At 46.2% G+C, this 17,420-nt stretch carries 22 protein-coding genes; 21 read left to right on the forward strand and 1 reads right to left on the reverse strand.

All coding sequences use genetic code 11. From position 1 onward, the window contains the following. Positions 1-26: 26 nt before the first annotated feature. A complete protein-coding gene (locus BBB58_RS05915; protein ID WP_074036130.1) occupies positions 27-896 on the forward strand; it encodes a PhzF family phenazine biosynthesis protein in 870 nt (289 codons plus the stop codon). A gap of 32 nt (positions 897-928) precedes the next feature. Here BBB58_RS05915 and BBB58_RS05920 read toward each other — a convergent pair whose 3' ends face one another. Further along, positions 929-1,873, reverse strand: coding sequence for a DUF5692 family protein (locus BBB58_RS05920; RefSeq protein ID WP_074036132.1), 945 nt, complete (start codon positions 1,871-1,873; stop codon positions 929-931). Between the two features lie 201 nt (positions 1,874-2,074). Here BBB58_RS05920 and BBB58_RS05925 point away from each other — a divergent pair, with 201 nt between their 5' ends. The 20 genes from BBB58_RS05925 to BBB58_RS06010 all read left to right on the forward strand — a co-directional run bounded on the left by BBB58_RS05925 (position 2,075) and on the right by BBB58_RS06010 (position 17,348). After that, on the forward strand, positions 2,075-2,689 hold the full coding sequence (locus BBB58_RS05925; RefSeq protein WP_074036133.1) for a TetR/AcrR family transcriptional regulator: 615 nt from the start codon (positions 2,075-2,077) through the stop codon (positions 2,687-2,689). 84 nt (positions 2,690-2,773) lie between these two features. Beyond that, positions 2,774-3,781 carry a tRNA dihydrouridine synthase gene (locus tag BBB58_RS05930; RefSeq protein WP_374193976.1) on the forward strand — a complete coding sequence of 336 codons (1,008 nt, stop codon included), beginning with the start codon at positions 2,774-2,776 and terminating at the stop codon, positions 3,779-3,781. Positions 3,782-3,902: 121 nt separating this feature from the next. After that, positions 3,903-4,073: a hypothetical protein gene (locus tag BBB58_RS15165; protein WP_159562708.1), complete on the forward strand. Its 171-nt coding sequence runs from the start codon at positions 3,903-3,905 to the stop codon at positions 4,071-4,073. Between the two features lie 33 nt (positions 4,074-4,106). Next, positions 4,107-4,598: a hypothetical protein gene (locus tag BBB58_RS05935; RefSeq protein ID WP_074036135.1), complete on the forward strand. Its 492-nt coding sequence runs from the start codon at positions 4,107-4,109 to the stop codon at positions 4,596-4,598. 120 nt (positions 4,599-4,718) lie between these two features. After that, positions 4,719-5,399, forward strand: a complete 681-nt coding sequence (locus BBB58_RS05940; RefSeq protein WP_074036137.1) for a response regulator transcription factor — start codon at positions 4,719-4,721, stop codon at positions 5,397-5,399. A 1-nt stretch (position 5,400) separates the two neighbouring features. Then, a complete protein-coding gene (locus BBB58_RS05945) occupies positions 5,401-6,405 on the forward strand; it encodes a sensor histidine kinase (protein ID WP_074036138.1) in 1,005 nt (334 codons plus the stop codon). A gap of 92 nt (positions 6,406-6,497) precedes the next feature. Further along, complete coding sequence (locus BBB58_RS05950) at positions 6,498-7,181, forward strand: ABC transporter ATP-binding protein (RefSeq protein ID WP_074033830.1); 684 nt, start codon at positions 6,498-6,500, stop codon at positions 7,179-7,181. Continuing rightward, entirely contained in the window at positions 7,178-9,748 is a 2,571-nt protein-coding gene (locus tag BBB58_RS05955) for an ABC transporter permease (protein WP_074036139.1), read from the forward strand. Before BBB58_RS05950 ends, BBB58_RS05955 begins: the two co-directional genes overlap by 4 nt. Positions 9,749-9,981: 233 nt before the next feature. Further along, positions 9,982-10,305 carry a PadR family transcriptional regulator gene (locus BBB58_RS05960; RefSeq protein WP_074036140.1) on the forward strand — a complete coding sequence of 108 codons (324 nt, stop codon included), beginning with the start codon at positions 9,982-9,984 and terminating at the stop codon, positions 10,303-10,305. Beyond that, on the forward strand, positions 10,302-10,838 hold the full coding sequence (locus BBB58_RS05965; RefSeq protein ID WP_074036141.1) for a DUF2812 domain-containing protein: 537 nt from the start codon (positions 10,302-10,304) through the stop codon (positions 10,836-10,838). Before BBB58_RS05960 ends, BBB58_RS05965 begins: the two co-directional genes overlap by 4 nt. Before the next feature lie 23 nt (positions 10,839-10,861). Beyond that, positions 10,862-11,032: a hypothetical protein gene (locus BBB58_RS15170; protein ID WP_167365517.1), complete on the forward strand. Its 171-nt coding sequence runs from the start codon at positions 10,862-10,864 to the stop codon at positions 11,030-11,032. A 115-nt stretch (positions 11,033-11,147) separates the two neighbouring features. Continuing rightward, entirely contained in the window at positions 11,148-11,690 is a 543-nt protein-coding gene (locus tag BBB58_RS05970; protein WP_074036143.1) for an RNA polymerase sigma factor, read from the forward strand. Further along, on the forward strand, positions 11,687-12,430 hold the full coding sequence (locus tag BBB58_RS05975; protein ID WP_074036145.1) for a hypothetical protein: 744 nt from the start codon (positions 11,687-11,689) through the stop codon (positions 12,428-12,430). Before BBB58_RS05970 ends, BBB58_RS05975 begins: the two co-directional genes overlap by 4 nt. Positions 12,431-12,463: 33 nt before the next feature. Then, positions 12,464-13,114 (forward strand): SIMPL domain-containing protein, encoded by a 651-nt coding sequence (locus BBB58_RS05980; protein ID WP_074036147.1) that lies wholly within the window; start codon positions 12,464-12,466, stop codon positions 13,112-13,114. After that, positions 13,111-13,551 carry a hypothetical protein gene (locus BBB58_RS05985; RefSeq protein ID WP_074036149.1) on the forward strand — a complete coding sequence of 147 codons (441 nt, stop codon included), beginning with the start codon at positions 13,111-13,113 and terminating at the stop codon, positions 13,549-13,551. Before BBB58_RS05980 ends, BBB58_RS05985 begins: the two co-directional genes overlap by 4 nt. Before the next feature lie 56 nt (positions 13,552-13,607). Beyond that, entirely contained in the window at positions 13,608-14,075 is a 468-nt protein-coding gene (locus BBB58_RS05990) for a flavodoxin family protein (protein WP_074036151.1), read from the forward strand. A gap of 113 nt (positions 14,076-14,188) precedes the next feature. Further along, entirely contained in the window at positions 14,189-14,587 is a 399-nt protein-coding gene (locus BBB58_RS05995) for a hypothetical protein (RefSeq protein ID WP_012727017.1), read from the forward strand. 86 nt (positions 14,588-14,673) lie between these two features. Further along, positions 14,674-15,786, forward strand: a complete 1,113-nt coding sequence (locus BBB58_RS06000; RefSeq protein ID WP_074036153.1) for a M14 family metallopeptidase — start codon at positions 14,674-14,676, stop codon at positions 15,784-15,786. A 75-nt stretch (positions 15,787-15,861) separates the two neighbouring features. Then, positions 15,862-16,665, forward strand: a complete 804-nt coding sequence (locus tag BBB58_RS06005; protein ID WP_041917926.1) for an alpha/beta fold hydrolase — start codon at positions 15,862-15,864, stop codon at positions 16,663-16,665. 254 nt (positions 16,666-16,919) lie between these two features. Further along, a complete protein-coding gene (locus tag BBB58_RS06010) occupies positions 16,920-17,348 on the forward strand; it encodes a CBS domain-containing protein (RefSeq protein WP_074036155.1) in 429 nt (142 codons plus the stop codon). The last annotated feature ends 72 nt before the right edge of the window (positions 17,349-17,420 follow it).

The following is a 17,420-nucleotide window of genomic DNA, read 5'->3' on the forward strand; positions in this document are numbered from 1 at the left end:
ATAGATTGACTAAAGGAGATTGAAACATGTTATCGATTGATGTATATGTTGTCCATGCTTTTTCAAAAGATGGTGAAGGAGGGAATGCGGCTGGGGTCGTATTACATGCAGATGCCTTAACCGAATTAGAAATGAAACAGATTGCGAAGAAGGTCGGTTACAGTGAGACTGCCTTCGTGAGTCAATCGCATCATGCGGATGTCCGCGTCCGTTTTTTCACACCTGAAGAGGAAGTCGACCTCTGTGGTCATGCAACGATTGCAACGTTTCATGTATTGAAAGAACAAGGTCTACTTGGGAGTGGACGATTTACACAAGAGACGAGAGCTGGTGTGTTAGAGGTCGAGATCCGAAATGATTTGACTATTATGATGCAGCAGCGACTCCCAGAATTTTTACCCGTGACAAATCATCAAGAAATTGCTGATTCACTTAAGGTTCCGCTTGAGGTATTAGATGATCGTTTTCCGATTCTGATCGGTTTCACTGGACTCCGGGATATCCTGATTCCTATCAAATCGCTTACTGAACTATTGTCTATTCAACCGGACTTCGAAAAAGTGAAGGAAATCAGTCGACAATCTCACGTGGTTGGGTACCATCTTTTCACTCTTGAAACGATGGAGGATGGCATCGCCCATACACGAAATTTTGCGCCACTATATGGAATCGATGAAGAATCTGCCACTGGAACGTCGAACGGTGCGCTGGCTTGTTATCTGTTCGAGCAATCTCTTGTTTTGAAGAAGTCGTCTACGCTTGTCATGGAGCAAGGATATGGAATGAAATTTCCGTCAGAAATTTTGGTAGAACTAACTGTAGCAGGAGAAGAAATCTCACACGTCACGGTTGGAGGAAAGGCGACTACTCTGAGCGTACAACATCTTGATTTCTAGGAACTCAAAAGACGAGCCGCGGCTCGTCTTTTTCATGCTGTCTTAGGATTAGGAGATTCTGTTTCTCGTAACGCATCGACTCGTTTGTATTCTTCAGTATCGGTCCACAGCTCGTCTTTCAACGGGTTGAGACGTCGTTTCATAATACGTGATACCTGCATGACGGCGAGCACGACGTTGAGGGCAAGACTGATGAGGGCGAGCGTCCAGTTCGCTGCCGGATTATACGAGACGCTCACATTGAACGTACTGCCGACCGCAAAGAAGTAAGGGAAGGTCATGACCCACATCATCCAAATCGAGAGCGTTTGGGCACGGTTCTGCATCCATGTTCCTTTCGCCCAAAGGAGAGCAGGGATGGTTGCGGCAATGTTCAACGCAAATCCGGAATAAAATGCGTTACCTGGTGCACACGAATAGACGTAGGAGATGTTCCAGATTCCATATGCGATGATCCACAATTTCGTCTGGTCCGGCCAAATCATATCGACTCGCTTACCGGACGTCGCAAAGATACCGAACCAGCCACAAATGGTGAGGATGTTCAAAATTCCGGCGAAGGCGTTGACGTAGTTCCACCCACCGGAGATGTAATTCATGCCGTCGACGACCCCATCAAATCCCATGAAGCCGACTTGAAACTCCCGTATAACGGCCTCCATGATATTGATGGCAAGAATGGCCGGGACGAGTACTAAATACCAAGGATGTTTCTTATGGTAGTTCGTGAAGCGGATGACCATGTAGATGAGCGCGCCGGCGAGTGCCGAATACACCTTCACCCAATGGAACCACGACGTGATTTCCGAATCGACGACAAACAACCAGATTGGAGTCAGTGCGATCGGTAACGCCATGAACATAAGTTGGCTCGCCCGTTTACCAGAACGGACGAACTCGTTAAACCCCATCAGCAGTCCAAGGACGACGAACCACATGACGACGTTATACCAAGGCATTGATTCGAAGAAAAACATAACATGACACTCCTTTCGAAAATGAGATAAACAGAAATAAATGCAGTGACTAAACATACCGAACGTTCGTTATGTTTATGTGAAAAGTGTAACAAACTATTGTAAGCGCTGTCAATAGGGGGTGGGAGCTCACATGGAAGTGTCGAAAGTTTGCCACATCATTATGGTATAATGAGCGTTGAAAACAGAGGAGGGTGCGAGATGATGATGAACGAAGGAAAGTTGAAAATCTTACAAGCTGCGCGTGAAATCATCGTCGAACAGGGCATCAAAGGCACGACGCTCCGAGGGATTGCGGAGCGGGCCGGATTCAGTACGGGTGCGATTTATCATTACTACACGTCCAAAGAGGCGATTCTATATGACGTGATGGACGAGGGGCTCGGTGAGGTAAAACGCATTGAGACCGTCTCCCATGACGATCGAAAGGAAGCGGCGGTGATTATTCAGGAAATCTATGAAGGTATGCAGGAGCGCCTTCAAAAAGATGCGGAGAGCCGACTTCAATTTTATCTCGCCCACGAAGCGATGATTGGCAATGAGGACATCGAACAAAAGTTCAGAGAGAAATATCAAGACTGGATTACACGGATTGAGGCGATCTTTGTACGGGCTTACGGAGTCGAGCAAGGGCCGATGACTCAGGCGGTCGCCACATGGACGATGGCCGGGATTGACGGGATGGTGCTCCAGACGCTACTTCGCACGGGAACGATTGAACCGGAATACACGAATCGTGTGCTTCATTACTTATTGACCGAAGGATTCCCGCACTTTTTTCAACTCATTTTCTCGAAAGAAACGGATCATGAGTAATGTCAGTTGATACAATCCGACGGACATAATAGAATAGATGAGTGATTTTGTTGGACTGTATGGATGAAAGGAACTGATTTTACGATGAAAGAAAACTTTTGGCGCGACCTTCCGCGTCCGTTCTTTATACTTGCCCCGATGGAAGATGTGACCGATGTCGTCTTCCGTCATGTCGTCGCCCACGCGGGACGCCCGGACGTCTTCTTCACAGAATTCGCGAACTCGGACAGCTATTGCCATCCGGAAGGAAAAGGTAGCCTCCGTGGTCGTTTGACGTTCACTGAGGACGAACAGCCGATGGTCGCCCACATCTGGGGAGACAATCCGGAATATTTCCGTCAAATGAGTATCGGGATGGCCGAGATGGGCTATAAAGGACTCGATATCAATATGGGTTGCCCGGTCCCGAACGTGGCGAAACGTGGGAAGGGGAGCGGTCTTATTCTCCGTCCGGAAGTTGCGGCTGAGCTCATTCAAGCAGCAAAAGCCGGTGGTCTCCCTGTCAGCGTCAAAACGCGACTCGGCTACGCGAAGCTCGATGAGTGGCGTGACTGGTTGACGCATCTCTTGAAACAAGACATCGCCAACTTGTCGATTCACTTGCGCACGCGCAATGAGATGAGTAAAGTCGACGCGCACTGGGAGATGATCCCGGACATCGTGAAGTTGCGGGACGAGATCGCCCCGGATACGCTCATCACCATCAACGGGGACATCCTCGACCGTCAAATGGGACTCGAGCTCGTTGAGAAATACGGGGTCGATGGTGTCATGATCGGTCGCGGGATTTTCAAGAACCCGTTCGCGTTCGAGAAAGAGCCTCGCGAACACTCGATGGAAGAACACCTTGATCTATTGCGTCTGCAACTGGACCTTCAGGATAAATTCCAAGAAGACGTGCCGCGTTCGATTTCGAACTTGCACCGTTTCTTCAAGATTTATGTCAAAGGATTCCGTGGGGCGAGCGAGCTACGCCATAACTTGATGGAAACGAAATCGACGGATGAGGTACGAGCGTTACTCGATGCCTTTGTCGAGAAATATCATGAAGAAGAGGCAGCACTCGCTGAGGCGGTCTCGACAGTCGAATAGTTTTTTGAAGGGGGTTAGTGAATACTGGGTCCCTTTTTTATATGAATTTTAGTAGATGGCGATGAAACGTTTAATCTGGCTGATTCGTATGTAATGAGTGGAAAGAAGAGGAGGGGTGAAGATGAGCGAATGGCGCGAATCAGCAGTCGGGCTAGGACTTGTATTTGGCACGGTTAGCGGAATCGTCATCTCTTTATTAGTTGATTTTCCGTTTATATACGGTATTGTCATCGGTTCAATCATCGGATATGTGATTGGTCTTTTCATATCCATTCGTGCGATCAAACGATAGCGACCCATTACTAAAACAAGAGGGGGCTTTTACATGAGTGAATTCCAATTTATTGTGAGCGATCACCCACTAAAAGAAGTCGAAAATCCATATGGTGAGTTCTTATCTATCAACGAGGCCATCAAAAAAGGCATCGTGTTGCCTGACATTCTGACAGACGTCGAGGACCTCGACCGTGATGAAAAGATTTTGATGAACGTCGAGTCGGAAGAGCAACTTGACGAGATTGAGATTAAACATAGTCTCTATTATACGATGGAGAACGTCGAGGCGTATTCTTCAAAACCGCACATAGTAGAGTTGCGTTGGCGTTATTCCGATGTGAGAGCCGAACAGCTCGTCGAATATATAACCGACCATTTGAAGACGGCGGAGGAAATCGAGATTTGGAAAGTGTGGGTCGATGAACAGACCAAGCCGAAAGTTCAATCCATCAAGCTCGACGAGTTGACGATAGATGCATTACGATTCTTAGGCGAAGTCGGATTCGTACGACCGGAGTGCCTTCGAGTTACAACATCCTAATCCGCGTGCAAATAACGTATTGTCCTCCCTGACGAGATTTCTCGTTAGGGATTTTTGATTTCTCATTTCACTTGAATAAAGACTGCTATATTATGGGGAGAAGAGTCAGGAGGGAATACCATGCATATTCTAATCGTAGAAGACGACCGGACGATCGCCTCCGGTCTCCAATATTCACTCGAACAAGAACAATTTAGAACAACGTTATGCCAAAACGTGGCTGACGCGACGCTTATGATTGAACAACAGTTACATACAATTGATTTATGCCTCTTTGATTTGTCACTGCCAGATGGGAGTGGATATGACTTATGTCGGCTCGTGAAGCAACAACAAGACATCCCTGTCATCTTTCTGACGGCATTCGATGATGAAGTGAATGTGGTGATGGGACTCGATATGGGAGCGGACGACTACATCACGAAACCGTTCCGTGTCCGAGAACTCGTTTCACGAATTCACTCGGTACTTCGTCGATACAATAAAAACGCACGCTCGCCTCTGTTGACGATTGGTCCAGTTGAAATCAATACGCAAGATGCAAAAGTAAAAAAGAATGGGGACGAAATTTTGTTGACAGCGCTCGAGTATCGTTTGTTGCTCATCTTTGGGAGGCATACAGGGCAAGTGTTGTCACGGGCCCAACTACTCGATCAGATTTGGGATGTGGGTGGGGAATTCGTGAACGATAATACGTTGACCGTTTATATTAAGCGACTCCGCGAGAAACTAGAGGATGATCCACAACACCCGATGCTTATTACGACTGTGCGTGGAATCGGATACAAGGTGGGGCGTTAATATGTTGCGAAACCAAGAAATAAGAATATACTTGTTCACTTGTCTATTTTTTATTGGAATAGCTGTAGGTATTGCCGTCTTATTCATGTCCATAGAGGCGGCCGTTCTGGTCGTCCTATTAGCAATCATACTTTTCGGCGTTACGTATCGTTTCACGGCATGGCGTTATCGAGAAATCGAGCAGCTCTCGGGATATCTTCAAGAAATCAGTAATGGCAACTATACATTGGATGTCCGTGATAATCGCGAAGGGGAGCTCAGTTTGTTAAAGAGCCAACTCTACAAAGTGACGAAAATGCTATCTGAACAAGGCGTGTATCTTGAAGAAGATAAACAGAAGTTAACGGATGCGATCTCCGATATCTCCCATCAATTGAAGACACCGCTCACCTCGATGACCGTCATGGCGGATCTCCTCAGTGACCCTCGTCTATCCGAGGAAAAGCGTCAAGAATTCACCCATAACGTACAAGTACAACTTGAACGAATGGAGTGGCTCTTGTCTTCTCTTCTCAAACTATCAAAAATTGATGCCGGGACAATACATTTCAAGCGCGAATTGGTATCTGTCCCTGCGCTCATTGAAGCCGTAGCGGAACCGATGCTCGTACCGATTGATATTAAAATGCAACGACTCCATGTTCAAGGCGAAAAAGATGTTACATTCGAGGGTGATTTGAAGTGGACGACGGAGGCACTCATCAACATCTTAAAAAATTGCGTGGAGCATACGCCGGAACAGGGCGATGTATTCATCGAGTTTAGTGAAAATACGCTGTATACAGAAATTGTGATTCGTGACACGGGGATTGGCGTCGCAAAACAAGACCTCCCGTACATTTTCCAACGGTTTTATAAAGGTGTGAATGCGAGCGAAGAAAGTGTCGGGATTGGGCTTGCCATGGCACACAGTATCATTATGAGCCAGGAAGGTGAGTTGACTGTTCGAAGCGAACCTGGGGTCGGAACGGATTTTCATATTCGCTTCTATAAAGCAGTTGTCTGACCGCTAAGTGACGAAATCGTCACTTTCGAGTCACAGACGAGTCACACTCACTCGGTACACTCGAAGTAGATCAAGTACTGGAGGGTGCAAACATGAACATATTAGAAGTACAAAACTTATCGAAAGTATACGGCAAGGACGAGATGGAGGTCAGAGCGCTCGATGACGTCTCGTTCACGGTGAAGAAAGGTGAATTTGTCTGTATCGTCGGGCCTTCGGGTTCGGGGAAATCGACATTGTTGCATTTACTTGGTGGTGTCGATGTGCCGACGAGTGGACAGGTGTTGATTGATCAAACAGACATTTATGCATTGGACGAGACGCAGCTTGCCATTTTCCGTCGTCGACAAATCGGTTTGATTTATCAGTTTTATAACTTGATTCCGATTTTAACGGTCGAAGAGAACATCACGTTACCGATGCTATTAGATGAACAAAAAGTGGATATCGCTCACTTGGAACGCATCATCGGCATCTTGGGCTTGTCAAACCGATTGACCCATTTACCAAATCAATTATCGGGAGGGCAACAGCAGCGCGTTTCCATCGGTCGGGCACTGATTAGTAATCCAGCTATTATCTTAGCCGACGAGCCGACAGGAAACTTGGATAGTCAAAATAGTGAAGAAATCATGAGCCTGTTAAAACTATTCAATAAGAAATTCAATCAAACGCTCATCATCATTACCCATGACGAACGGATTGCCTTACAGGCGGATCGTATCATTTCGATTGAAGATGGCAAGATTGCGAAGAATGAGGTCGTCCGCGCATGAACATCATCAATAAAATGACACTTCGGCATTTGCGCGAGAACAAACGACGCTCGCTTGTTACAATCATCGGAGTCATCATCTCTGTATCGATGATTACAGCTGTCACAACGCTCGGATCTTCTTTTTTGGATTTTTTTATTCGTCAAGACATCGCAGATAACGGAGAATGGCATGTTCAGTATCTAGATACAAACGAAAAGCAAGTCGAAGCTATTCGGGATGATGCGAACACGAAGGCTGTCATCCTTTCAAATGATGGTTATGCTCAACTAGAAGAGTCACAAAATGCTTACAAACCATACTTATATGTTCGAAACTATAACACATCCGGATTGAAGAGTTTTCCAATTGACTTGACTGAGGGGCGTCTACCGGAAAAAGAAGGCGAAGTCGTCATTTCAGAAGGGATTCGCCAAAATGCCCTCGTCACCTATAACATCGGTGATGAATTGACACTTGAGATTGGAGAGCGGATTGATCCGTCATCAGGTCACGTGTTGACACAAAATGATGGTTTGATCCGAGAAGATGAGACGATTCTCGAACAATTAAACGTTGAGGATACGGTGACATTGACGGTTGTTGGAACGATGGCTCGACCTGACTGGGAACCGACTTGGTCGCCAGGGTATACAGTCGTCGGATTCATCGATGATCAAGAATTGAATGGAGCAAGAGTCGATACGTTCGTCGCCTTGAACGATGTAGACAACTCGATTTATTCGGAAGCGAAACAGTTGATGACCGAACAGAACATAGAACGTGTCGCCTACAATTCCTCGTTGCTTCGTTATTATGGAGTGACAAATGACGATGGATTGCGTAAAACGCTATATGGATTTGGTGGAATCATCATGGCGGTCATTGTGATCGGTTCGATTTCTCTAATCTATAACGCATTCGCCATCAGTGTGTCGGAGCGTTCTCGTTACCTCGGAATGTTGGCAAGTGTCGGGGCTACGAAGCGACAAAAGCGGAACTCGGTCTATTTTGAAGGGATGGTCATTGGGGGGATTAGCATTCCACTCGGTATCCTGGCGGGGATTACGGGTATTGCGTTCACATTCCTATTCATCAATGCATTTGCCAAAAAAGCGTTAAACGTGACGGAGAAGTTTGAAGTTGTCGTCACACCGATTACTTTACTATTAACTCTCTTCATTTCGAGCGTAACCATTTTCATTTCCTGCTATCTTCCGGCGCGTCGAGCCTCAAAGATTTCTGCGATTGACGCCATTCGGCAAACGCAAGATGTACGATTGACGTCAAAACAAGTGAAGACGTCAAAACTAGTTCGTCGTCTTTTCGGTTTAGAAGCAGAGATTGGGTTGAAGAATACGAAGCGCAACCGTAAACGGTATCTGGTTACCGTCTTCTCGCTCGTCATCAGTATCGTCCTGTTTTTAGTGGTCAGTTACTTCACTGATCGTCTCGAACAGTCCCTTGACATGTCTCAAGCAGACTATGATTTCGATATTCTTGTGAATGGTTCAACGCTTGATCAAAATGATTTACGACGTTATGAATCGTTAGATCATGTGACGAACGGAACATATTTTGAAAATGCAACGGTCCAAACGATGGTCAGCAAATCTCAATTACCGAGTGCGATTACCAAGAACGAGAATTTGGCATCAACGATCGTTGACGGAAAATTTATGTACTACGTATCCCTCTATCAATTAGATGATGAAAGTTTCAATGCGTACTTGAAACAAATCGGAGCGCCTGTCAGTCGTTTTGAAGACGGGGACGTACCAGGAGCCGTCTTGATTGATGAGATCTCGTATCAAGACATGGATCAGAAAAAATTCATCACTTCAGAGACGGTCGAAGCAGAAATCGGTGATACGTTTGAATTGAGGGACGAGAATGCAACGGGCGACGCGGCACCGCTTAGAACGATTCAAATTGGTGCTATGACAGATATCGCCCCGACCGGTGTGATGACAGGTTCTCTTGGATGGCTCGATGTGATAGTACGAGAAGGGACGTTTGAAGAAGACGCAATCGGGGATTTGATGAAACAATCGAGTCCGTCAATCGCGTTGAATACAGATGATCCCGAGGACACACAACAAGTGATTGAAGCGGAACAGAATTTGGATTTGTATGTCTTTAACGTATCGGAACAACGGGAACAACAAGAACAGATGTTGTTACTTTTATCAATATTTGTGTACGGGTTTATCGTGCTAATTTCGCTAATCTCGATTGCGAACATTTTTAATACGATTTCAACGAGCGTCTCACTTCGTCGTCGTGAGTTTGCGATGCTTCGTTCGGTTGGGATGACTCCGAAAGGATTCAATAAGATGGTGTACTATGAAAGCATTTTTTATGGGGTGAAAGCCCTTGCGTATGGGATTCCCATCAGTCTTCTCATCATGTACCTCATCTATCGAGCGCAAATCAATACGTTTGATGCTCCGTTTACCTTGCCGTGGAATAGCATTTTGTTTGTCGTCATCATGATTTTCATGATTGTGGGTGCCTCGATGCTATATTCCGTTTCAAAAATAAAGAAAGATAACATTATCGACCGATTGAAACAAGAAAATGATTAAGTAGATTATTGAAAAATTCATGACAAACCATGAAGTACAAATCAAGGGGCTCAGTACATATTGAGTCCCTTTTTTATGATGTCATGACAAACAAAACAAGATTGCCAAAACTATACGAAGAACGACCAAAATAAAAATATTATGTCACAGCTCTTGTTAATTAACCAAAAATAGGATATTTTTGATATATCGGATGACGATATAACGAAGAACGATACAAAGGAGCGGGATACGTGACACAACAGTCAAGTACAGGCGCATTAACCGAGGCGGTTTATTATATATTATTATCTCTGCAAGTCCCGAGGCATGGGTATGGGATGATGCAATTCGTTCAAGAATTGAGCAATGGGCGGGTTCAACTCGCGCCAGGTACATTATACGGCGCCCTCAGTAGTCTAGTAGAGAGAGGTTGGATTCAGGCGCTCGAAGGTACGGGGCGGAAGAAAGAGTATGAGATCACGGCAACTGGTCGAGAGGCACTTCGGTCGGAATTAAGGCGACTAGAAGAACTGGTGCAGCACGGACATGAATGGACGAAGGAGTTGGATACATGAAGACGAAAACGGTCTATCGCATATTTGTTGATTATGAGAAGGAAGAGAAGTGGCTCAATGAGATGGCTCAAACCGGTTGGGCGCTCGAATCCTTTCGTTTGATGCGATATGTGTTCAAACAAGTTGAACCTGGGACGTTCACCTACCGAATCGAATTGTTGTCCAACTTACCTTCTCACCCCGAGTCGAAGGCGTATATGGAATTCTTAGATGAAGTTGGAGTCGAAGTGGTCGATACGTCGTATCGGTGGATTTTTTTACGAAAATTAACGAGTGACGGACCGTTCCAATTGTATTCGGATTTTGATTCGATGATTCAGCGGGAGAAACGAATCATCCAACTGTATGGAGCAGTGGGACTCGCCAATTTTGTTGTGGTGGTAGCGAATCTTTCCAATCCATATGCGCAGTGGACCATCCTATTGAACATAGCTGTCGTCGCGATGTTGGCTTATGCGGTCCAACATCATACTCGGAAAGTTAGGACACTAAAATGTCTCAAAGCGATTGGAGAGATGAAGTCGTCAGATTGAGCGCATAGGTTAGGAGGAGCAAGATGGATTCACCAGAATGGAAAGATTGTATCATTTGTTTTGGGTTGATTGCGGGGACGACACTCGGTGTAATCCTCTCGTTCTTCTTTCATATTCAATTGACATATGGGATTGCGAGCGGGGCGATGTTTGGCTACATTGGCGGGCTTGTCGTATCGATTTGGAAGCAATGATGAATCAGGATAACATTCCTCGTCTCGATGACGAGGTTTTTTTGATTTTTTTTGACGGATGATATGAGATTGGGATCTATAGTTATAGAGGGGTTATTACGAAGGGGGTAACTGGATGGATGACCAGGTCATTATCGATTGGTACTGGGAACGATCGGAGTATGCGATTATCGCGACGAAGAAGAAATACGGAAGCTATTGTCATCGTGTTTCTTATAATATTCTACAGAATCGCGAAGACACAGAGGAGTGTTTGAACGATTTATATATGAAAGCGTGGGAGTCGATCCCGCCGACACGTCCGCTTCGACTCGGAGCGTATTTGACGAAGATCGTGCGAAATCTCGCACTACAGCGTTATAAGAAGAATCATGCAAAAAAACGTGGCGGTGGGGAAGTACCGCTCGTCTATGAAGAACTAGAACATGTCCTTACGGAATCGATGAAAGACGAAGACCTCGTCGACGTGTTGAATGAATTTCTAGCAGACCTACCTCGACTGACAAGGGTGATGTTCATGCAACGTTATTTCTATTTACACTCGATTCAAGAAATTGCAACGACACATCAGCTCGGTGAGAGCCATGTCAAAATGACCTTGAAGCGCACGCGGGATGCGTTACAGCGAGCGCTTGAAGCAGAAGGAGTTCGCGTATGAAAAGTGAGCAGATCCTTCGACTACTCGGGGAAGTCGATGACCGGTATATAGAGGAATCGATGATGATAGAGCGAAAACCTTATCAACGACTGAAATGGGGAGCAGGACTCCTCATCGCTGTCGCTGCGGGATTCATGCTCTTCACATCGAATGTCTGGAACGAACGCATCCCATTATCTACGGATTCCACTGCGAATTCCGTTCACATTGTCGACCAATCAAAAGTGACATCAGATATTTCCGAGGAAAATATGATGGACATGACCGAGGATGAACTCTTTTCGAAATGGAATCCGGTCGTGGTCAGAGGAACGGTCACGGACATTCGACATATCGAGATTGATTTCAATGGAGAGACCGAATATCAGTCACTTATCACGATACACGTATCTAATGTGTATCGTGGGGATGTGCAAATCGGGCGAGATTTGATTGTTCGTGCTGATGCCATCAAGGAAACCGGACAGACAACAGATGCGTCCGTTATCTCGCAAGTGAAACAAGGCATGGAAGGGATTTTCATGCCGATTCCATACGATGACGAGTTTGTCTGGGAACAAAATGAAGCGACACTTCGATTGAAAGACATTGCCGATTACGGTTTTCCGGATGGGGAACGCTATCTGTTTTTAGATACGCCGAACGGATTGTTGTTCGAGCGGGATGCTTACCCGTCCTTACAAGGTGTGGACTCACTCGATGAAGTAGAGGACTGGATGATGACGCGATTTTCAGAATAATGGAGAACTCAAATCGATAAGGGGGAAATGGATATGGAACGAAAGATTACCGTAAAAGGGACGGGGAACGTCTCATCTCGACCGGATTTGATTGTGATTCATATGGATCTCGTCTCGAAAGCGCCACGGTGCGAAGATACGATGACTGAGGCGGCAAGTGCGGTGTCCCATCTTCAAAAAGCCATCACGCGTGCTGGTTTTGACAAGACGGACCTCAAAACGAGTGACTTTTCCATCGATACGGAATACGAGAGCTATCGTGATCGAGATGAGAATTATCGGTCGCGGTTTGTCGGATATGTCTGTAAACAGAAGACGAAGCTCGAATTTGCGCTCGACACGTCTAAACTATCGGACGTCATCGAACAAATCAGTCAATCTCGGGCAAATCCTACACTCTCCATTCGCTTCACGATGAAAGACCCGAATGCGATCGAGGATCAGCTATTGGTGAGTGCTGCGGAGAATGCGAGGAAACGAGCAGAGCTTCTTGCGAAAGGAGCAGGCGCTGAACTCGGAGACTTGCTTCAAATTGACTACACATGGGGAGAGATTCATCTGTTCTCGCCTACAAACGTCCTCTATAGTCAGGACGTCGTCTATTCGGAATCACGGATGCCCGAACTAGAACCAGATGACATTGACGTCAGTGATTCGGCGACATTCGTCTGGAGTCTCAAATGAGGCGACTGATTTTCTTGATGCTCCTTTCACTCTCGATTGCGCTGCCCGCATCTGCCCTTTCCTGGGCCTATACGTTTGTCGTGTTCGACCGAAACGCATATGAAGTGCTCGACACAACAATCGAAGAGGATGCACTCGGTGACGTGATCGGTGAAGTGGAGACAGTGGTCAATGATGAGACGGGACGTTACTACGGGAATGCTTCGAACGGATATCCGATTGGGACGGTGTACCGTGAAGTCGACGGGGAGTCTGTGGAAGACGTCATTGCGGTCGAGGACGGTTCGGAATGGAAGCGAGCGGAGTATCGATTCGAAGCACCGTATCATTCACGTGATTTTATCACCTTCTTCGGCTATTTGCTGCTCGGGATGGGCATCATCATGATAAGTTGGTCGTTCTTCAAGCGAAGTTCGCTGTACCAAAAAGAAGCATGAACGAACGTGGAAATGGGAACGGGAATAAAGAAAGGTTCGGTAAAGGGGGATTTATCATGAACATCTTGATTATTTTTGACTCACTATATGGTCATACTGAAAAGATTGCTCATGCGATGCAGCAAGAGCTGTCGAAAGACCATGAGGCACGTATGGAACACGTATTGAATATTGGATTAGGCGACTTGGCACATGTCGACCTGGTCATCATCGGCTCACCGACACATGGGGGATACGAAACGGAAGACATTAAAGTATTTTTGGACGGAATTTCGGACAATGCGTTACGAGGGAAACGGACGGCTGCCTTTGACACGAGTGTCGTCAAAGAGAAACAGAATCCGATACTTGGTAAAATCATTGATTGGTTCGGTCATGCCGTCAATCGGGTCGAAGGGGAAATAAAAAAAAAAGGGGCGACGGGTGTCCAAAAAGAGTCGTTCCTCGTCGATGGGACGACGGAGATGTTGAAGGAAGGCGAACTCGAACGCGCGAAAGCGTGGGCGCGTGAGTTGGTCGGATAATACACGAAACGCATTCTGATAACAGAGTGCGTTTTTTAGTTGAAGAGGACGAGAAGAAGAGAAAAGCGGGTAAATATATAATATTCAACTCTTCAGAGAGGAAGCTGGTTGTGATGAAAAAAATGGAGCGGGATGTATTGGTCGGTTGGATTGTCGTCGTGCTTGTCCTCTTGATGCATTTTCTGATCACCATGTCTCTTGGCAACTCGTACTTTGCTGAAAGTTCGTTGAATCGAATGTTGTGGCTTTCGAGTTTTCCGGCATTCTTAATCGCATTCGTCGCAGCCTTCTTCCAAAAAACGAACACTGTCTTCCTAGCGGTTCGTCGTGGGCTACTGTGGACCATCGAGTTGATGGTCGCCTTCACCATTCTCGCTTGGGTGTTCCGTTCTTTCGAAGGACTGTATGCGAATGCTGGTCTCTACTGGTTGTTCGGTGCCGTCTTAATTGGACCAATCTTTTATCTGATGGCGTTCCGACGTCAACATTCGAAACGAATCCGCACCCCTTGATTGAAACGCTTCCTCTCAAAGGAGGCGTTTTTAGATTGCCTCAGGATGGGAAAGGATAGAGAGAAGAAAGATTGGAGGAGAGTGCGATGAGCCAGTATTTTTCATCATCTTTCGAAGAGTCGCGTGAGAAGTTCTTGAACTTACTGTCTGAAGTGAAACGATTTTATCCGAAAGCGGAGCTGTTGACACACTCGATCGGGGATGAGAGTATCGACGTCATTTTAGGAGAACCGAAACGAGAACGAAAAGCGATGATTCTCATGACGATCGGGGAACATGGGATTGAAGGGTATGCGGGCGCCGCGGTGACCCATCAATTTGTACAAACGCAACTCGCGCATGTCCATCATGAGACGACGGGGATTTGTCTCATACATGCAGTGAATCCATGGGGGATGAAACACTTTCGACGTGTCAATGAACACAATGTCGATTTGAACAGAAATTACGTCATTGATCGTGAGTCGGTCCCATATAACGTGAACCGTGAATATGAGCTGATGCGCCATCTCTTCGTACCGGACGGAGTAATTGACGACTACCATGAGGCGCGTGAACAGATCTATTCATTTCTCGGCTCTGGAATTAAGCTTGATGGCTTCAAAGCGATGAGTGGAGCAAAAGGGATGGGGCAATATCAATTCCCGAAAGGTGTGTATTACGGGGGAGAAGAAGACGAACCGTCTGCCATCTTTTTAAAAGGGATTCAACATGATTTACTTGAGCGCTACGGAAAAGTCGTCCATCTCGATTGGCATACCGCACTCGGACCGACGAACGAGGTTACGATGGTCATCAGCAAACGGGACGGTCGCACGGAAGATGAGTTAAAACAAGCGTACGGTCTAGTCAACGTCAACGTGTATGACCCGGACGAGGTACTCGGAGATTCGACGAATCATTTTTACTACGTGCGCGATACGGAATACCCGGACAAGGGTCTCGTTTCTGCCTTATTTGAATTCGGTACGTTTGGGACGTCGACAAAAGCATCCATCCGTGAATTTTTAACGATTATTTTAGAGAACCGGCTGTTCTTTGAAGGGACAAAGGACCCTGAGGCACGAAACGGTATTCAAAACGAATTCATGGCGATGTTCTATCCGGAAAACGCGGATTGGCGAGAAGCTGTTTTACGAGAAGGAGCGAAAGCCGTTGAAGGTTATCTAAAAGGTGAAGCGCTCTGGCGCGACACATAAGAGGGTTTCTCGAAGTTGGAATAGGGAACAATGAAGTTGTGAGTGTTTTCGCTAAATAATGACTGTGGAGGTTGGATGATGGGATATATTACAGCACATGACGGTACAAATCTATACGTAGAGGATGTCGGGTCTGGGGAACCGATTGTCTTCTTGCACGGCTGGCCAGCAAACAACAATATGTTCGAGTATCAGAAGAATGCGCTCGTCGAAGCGGGATATCGCTACATCGGCATTGATTTCAGAGGATACGGGAAATCTGATGCCCCGGCGACAGGTTATGACTATGAGACAATGGCGTCTGATGTGCATATGGTCGTTTACGGACTTGGCTTAAAAGATTTCACGCTCGTCGGTTTTTCAATGGGTGGTGCGATTGCAGTTCGCTACGCTGCCGACTATAAAGAGGATGGTCTGAAAAAGTTAGTGTTAGCGGGAGCAGCAGCACCAATCTTCACACAGCGTGCAGATTATCCATATGGAATGACAACGGACGAAGTCGACGCGTTGATTGACGATACACGGGCCGACCGACCGAAGATGCTCGAAGGGTTCGGAGAAATCTTCTTCGAGAAAGAACATTCGAAACCGATGCAAAACTGGTTCCACCATCTCGCGCTCGTCGCGTCGAGCCATGGGACGATTGCCTCGGCACAGGCGTTACGTGACGAAGATTTACGAGATGCCCTGCCGAAAATTGATGTCGAGACGTTGATCATCCATGGAGTACATGACAAGATCTGTCCTTTCGCATTCGCCGAGCAGATGGAACAAGGCATCTCGAACGCGCGAATCGAGCGCTTTGAAGAGAGTGGACACGGTACGGTGCTGGATGAACGAGAGAAATTTAACGATACGTTGTTGCAGTTTGTTCAATAATCGATGGCCTCCGAATCGGGGGCTTTTTGTATGTCGATAAGGGTAAGAAAAAAAAAAAACGGGTATAATTCAATTGGAGTTCCCTTCCATTTTTTGAATCATTTTAACATCGCTGTGACTAGAGTCACGATGTTTTTTTGTTTTGTTTTGGAGAAAGGGGGATGAAACTAGATTAGAACATGGATTTAGTTCAACCTGTCCTACCATTCATGGTACAATAGCGGGGTGGATTAACAGATTGAGGAGAGATTTAAATGAATATCGCTTTCTTTTTATATCCGAAAGAAGACGTCAAATATTTGGACCCCGAATCAACGGTACGACAAGCACTTGAAAAGATGAAGCATCATCGATTCACGTCTGTCCCACTCGTTTCGGAGAACGGATTTTACGCCGGGACGATGACAGAGGGGGATTTACTCTGGGCACTCGCAGAACAGCTTCGCGGGGAAGAAGACTATGAAAAAGTGCTCCGGACACGTCTAAAAGACATCAAGCAACGCGTTCGCTATAAGCCGGTCTCGATTACGGCACAAATTGAAGAGCTCGTCGATGCGATCACGGACCAAAACTTCGTGCCGGTCGTCGATGATGGGAAGTATTTCATCGGCATCATCCGACGCCGTGACATCATCGAGTATTACTCGACAAAGTTGAAACAATTGGAAGATAAAGTGAACTAAGACAGTAAACCAATCTAAAAAAATCAGGTTGGTTTTTGTATGTATGATTACAAACAGTAGGGAGGAAAGCTA

This window comes from Exiguobacterium profundum, from assembly GCF_001909285.1.
Lineage (GTDB): Bacteria > Bacillota > Bacilli > Exiguobacteriales > Exiguobacteriaceae > Exiguobacterium > Exiguobacterium profundum.

Bases quoted from the DNA above. Each gene is read 5' to 3' on its own strand.
- BBB58_RS05915 (WP_074036130.1), top strand. From the start codon at position 27: ATGTTATCGATTGATGTATATGTTGTCCATGCTTTTTCAAAAGATGGT.
- BBB58_RS05920 (WP_074036132.1), bottom strand. From the start codon at position 1,873: ATGTTTTTCTTCGAATCAATGCCTTGGTATAACGTCGTCATGTGGTTC.
- BBB58_RS05925 (WP_074036133.1), top strand. From the start codon at position 2,075: ATGATGATGAACGAAGGAAAGTTGAAAATCTTACAAGCTGCGCGTGAA.
- BBB58_RS05930 (WP_374193976.1), top strand. From the start codon at position 2,774: ATGAAAGAAAACTTTTGGCGCGACCTTCCGCGTCCGTTCTTTATACTT.
- BBB58_RS15165 (WP_159562708.1), top strand. From the start codon at position 3,903: ATGAGCGAATGGCGCGAATCAGCAGTCGGGCTAGGACTTGTATTTGGC.
- BBB58_RS05935 (WP_074036135.1), top strand. From the start codon at position 4,107: ATGAGTGAATTCCAATTTATTGTGAGCGATCACCCACTAAAAGAAGTC.
- BBB58_RS05940 (WP_074036137.1), top strand. From the start codon at position 4,719: ATGCATATTCTAATCGTAGAAGACGACCGGACGATCGCCTCCGGTCTC.
- BBB58_RS05945 (WP_074036138.1), top strand. From the start codon at position 5,401: ATGTTGCGAAACCAAGAAATAAGAATATACTTGTTCACTTGTCTATTT.
- BBB58_RS05950 (WP_074033830.1), top strand. From the start codon at position 6,498: ATGAACATATTAGAAGTACAAAACTTATCGAAAGTATACGGCAAGGAC.
- BBB58_RS05955 (WP_074036139.1), top strand. From the start codon at position 7,178: ATGAACATCATCAATAAAATGACACTTCGGCATTTGCGCGAGAACAAA.
- BBB58_RS05965 (WP_074036141.1), top strand. From the start codon at position 10,302: ATGAAGACGAAAACGGTCTATCGCATATTTGTTGATTATGAGAAGGAA.
- BBB58_RS15170 (WP_167365517.1), top strand. From the start codon at position 10,862: ATGGATTCACCAGAATGGAAAGATTGTATCATTTGTTTTGGGTTGATT.
- BBB58_RS05970 (WP_074036143.1), top strand. From the start codon at position 11,148: ATGGATGACCAGGTCATTATCGATTGGTACTGGGAACGATCGGAGTAT.
- BBB58_RS05975 (WP_074036145.1), top strand. From the start codon at position 11,687: ATGAAAAGTGAGCAGATCCTTCGACTACTCGGGGAAGTCGATGACCGG.
- BBB58_RS05980 (WP_074036147.1), top strand. From the start codon at position 12,464: ATGGAACGAAAGATTACCGTAAAAGGGACGGGGAACGTCTCATCTCGA.
- BBB58_RS05985 (WP_074036149.1), top strand. From the start codon at position 13,111: ATGAGGCGACTGATTTTCTTGATGCTCCTTTCACTCTCGATTGCGCTG.
- BBB58_RS05990 (WP_074036151.1), top strand. From the start codon at position 13,608: ATGAACATCTTGATTATTTTTGACTCACTATATGGTCATACTGAAAAG.
- BBB58_RS05995 (WP_012727017.1), top strand. From the start codon at position 14,189: ATGAAAAAAATGGAGCGGGATGTATTGGTCGGTTGGATTGTCGTCGTG.
- BBB58_RS06000 (WP_074036153.1), top strand. From the start codon at position 14,674: ATGAGCCAGTATTTTTCATCATCTTTCGAAGAGTCGCGTGAGAAGTTC.
- BBB58_RS06005 (WP_041917926.1), top strand. From the start codon at position 15,862: ATGATGGGATATATTACAGCACATGACGGTACAAATCTATACGTAGAG.
- BBB58_RS06010 (WP_074036155.1), top strand. From the start codon at position 16,920: ATGAATATCGCTTTCTTTTTATATCCGAAAGAAGACGTCAAATATTTG.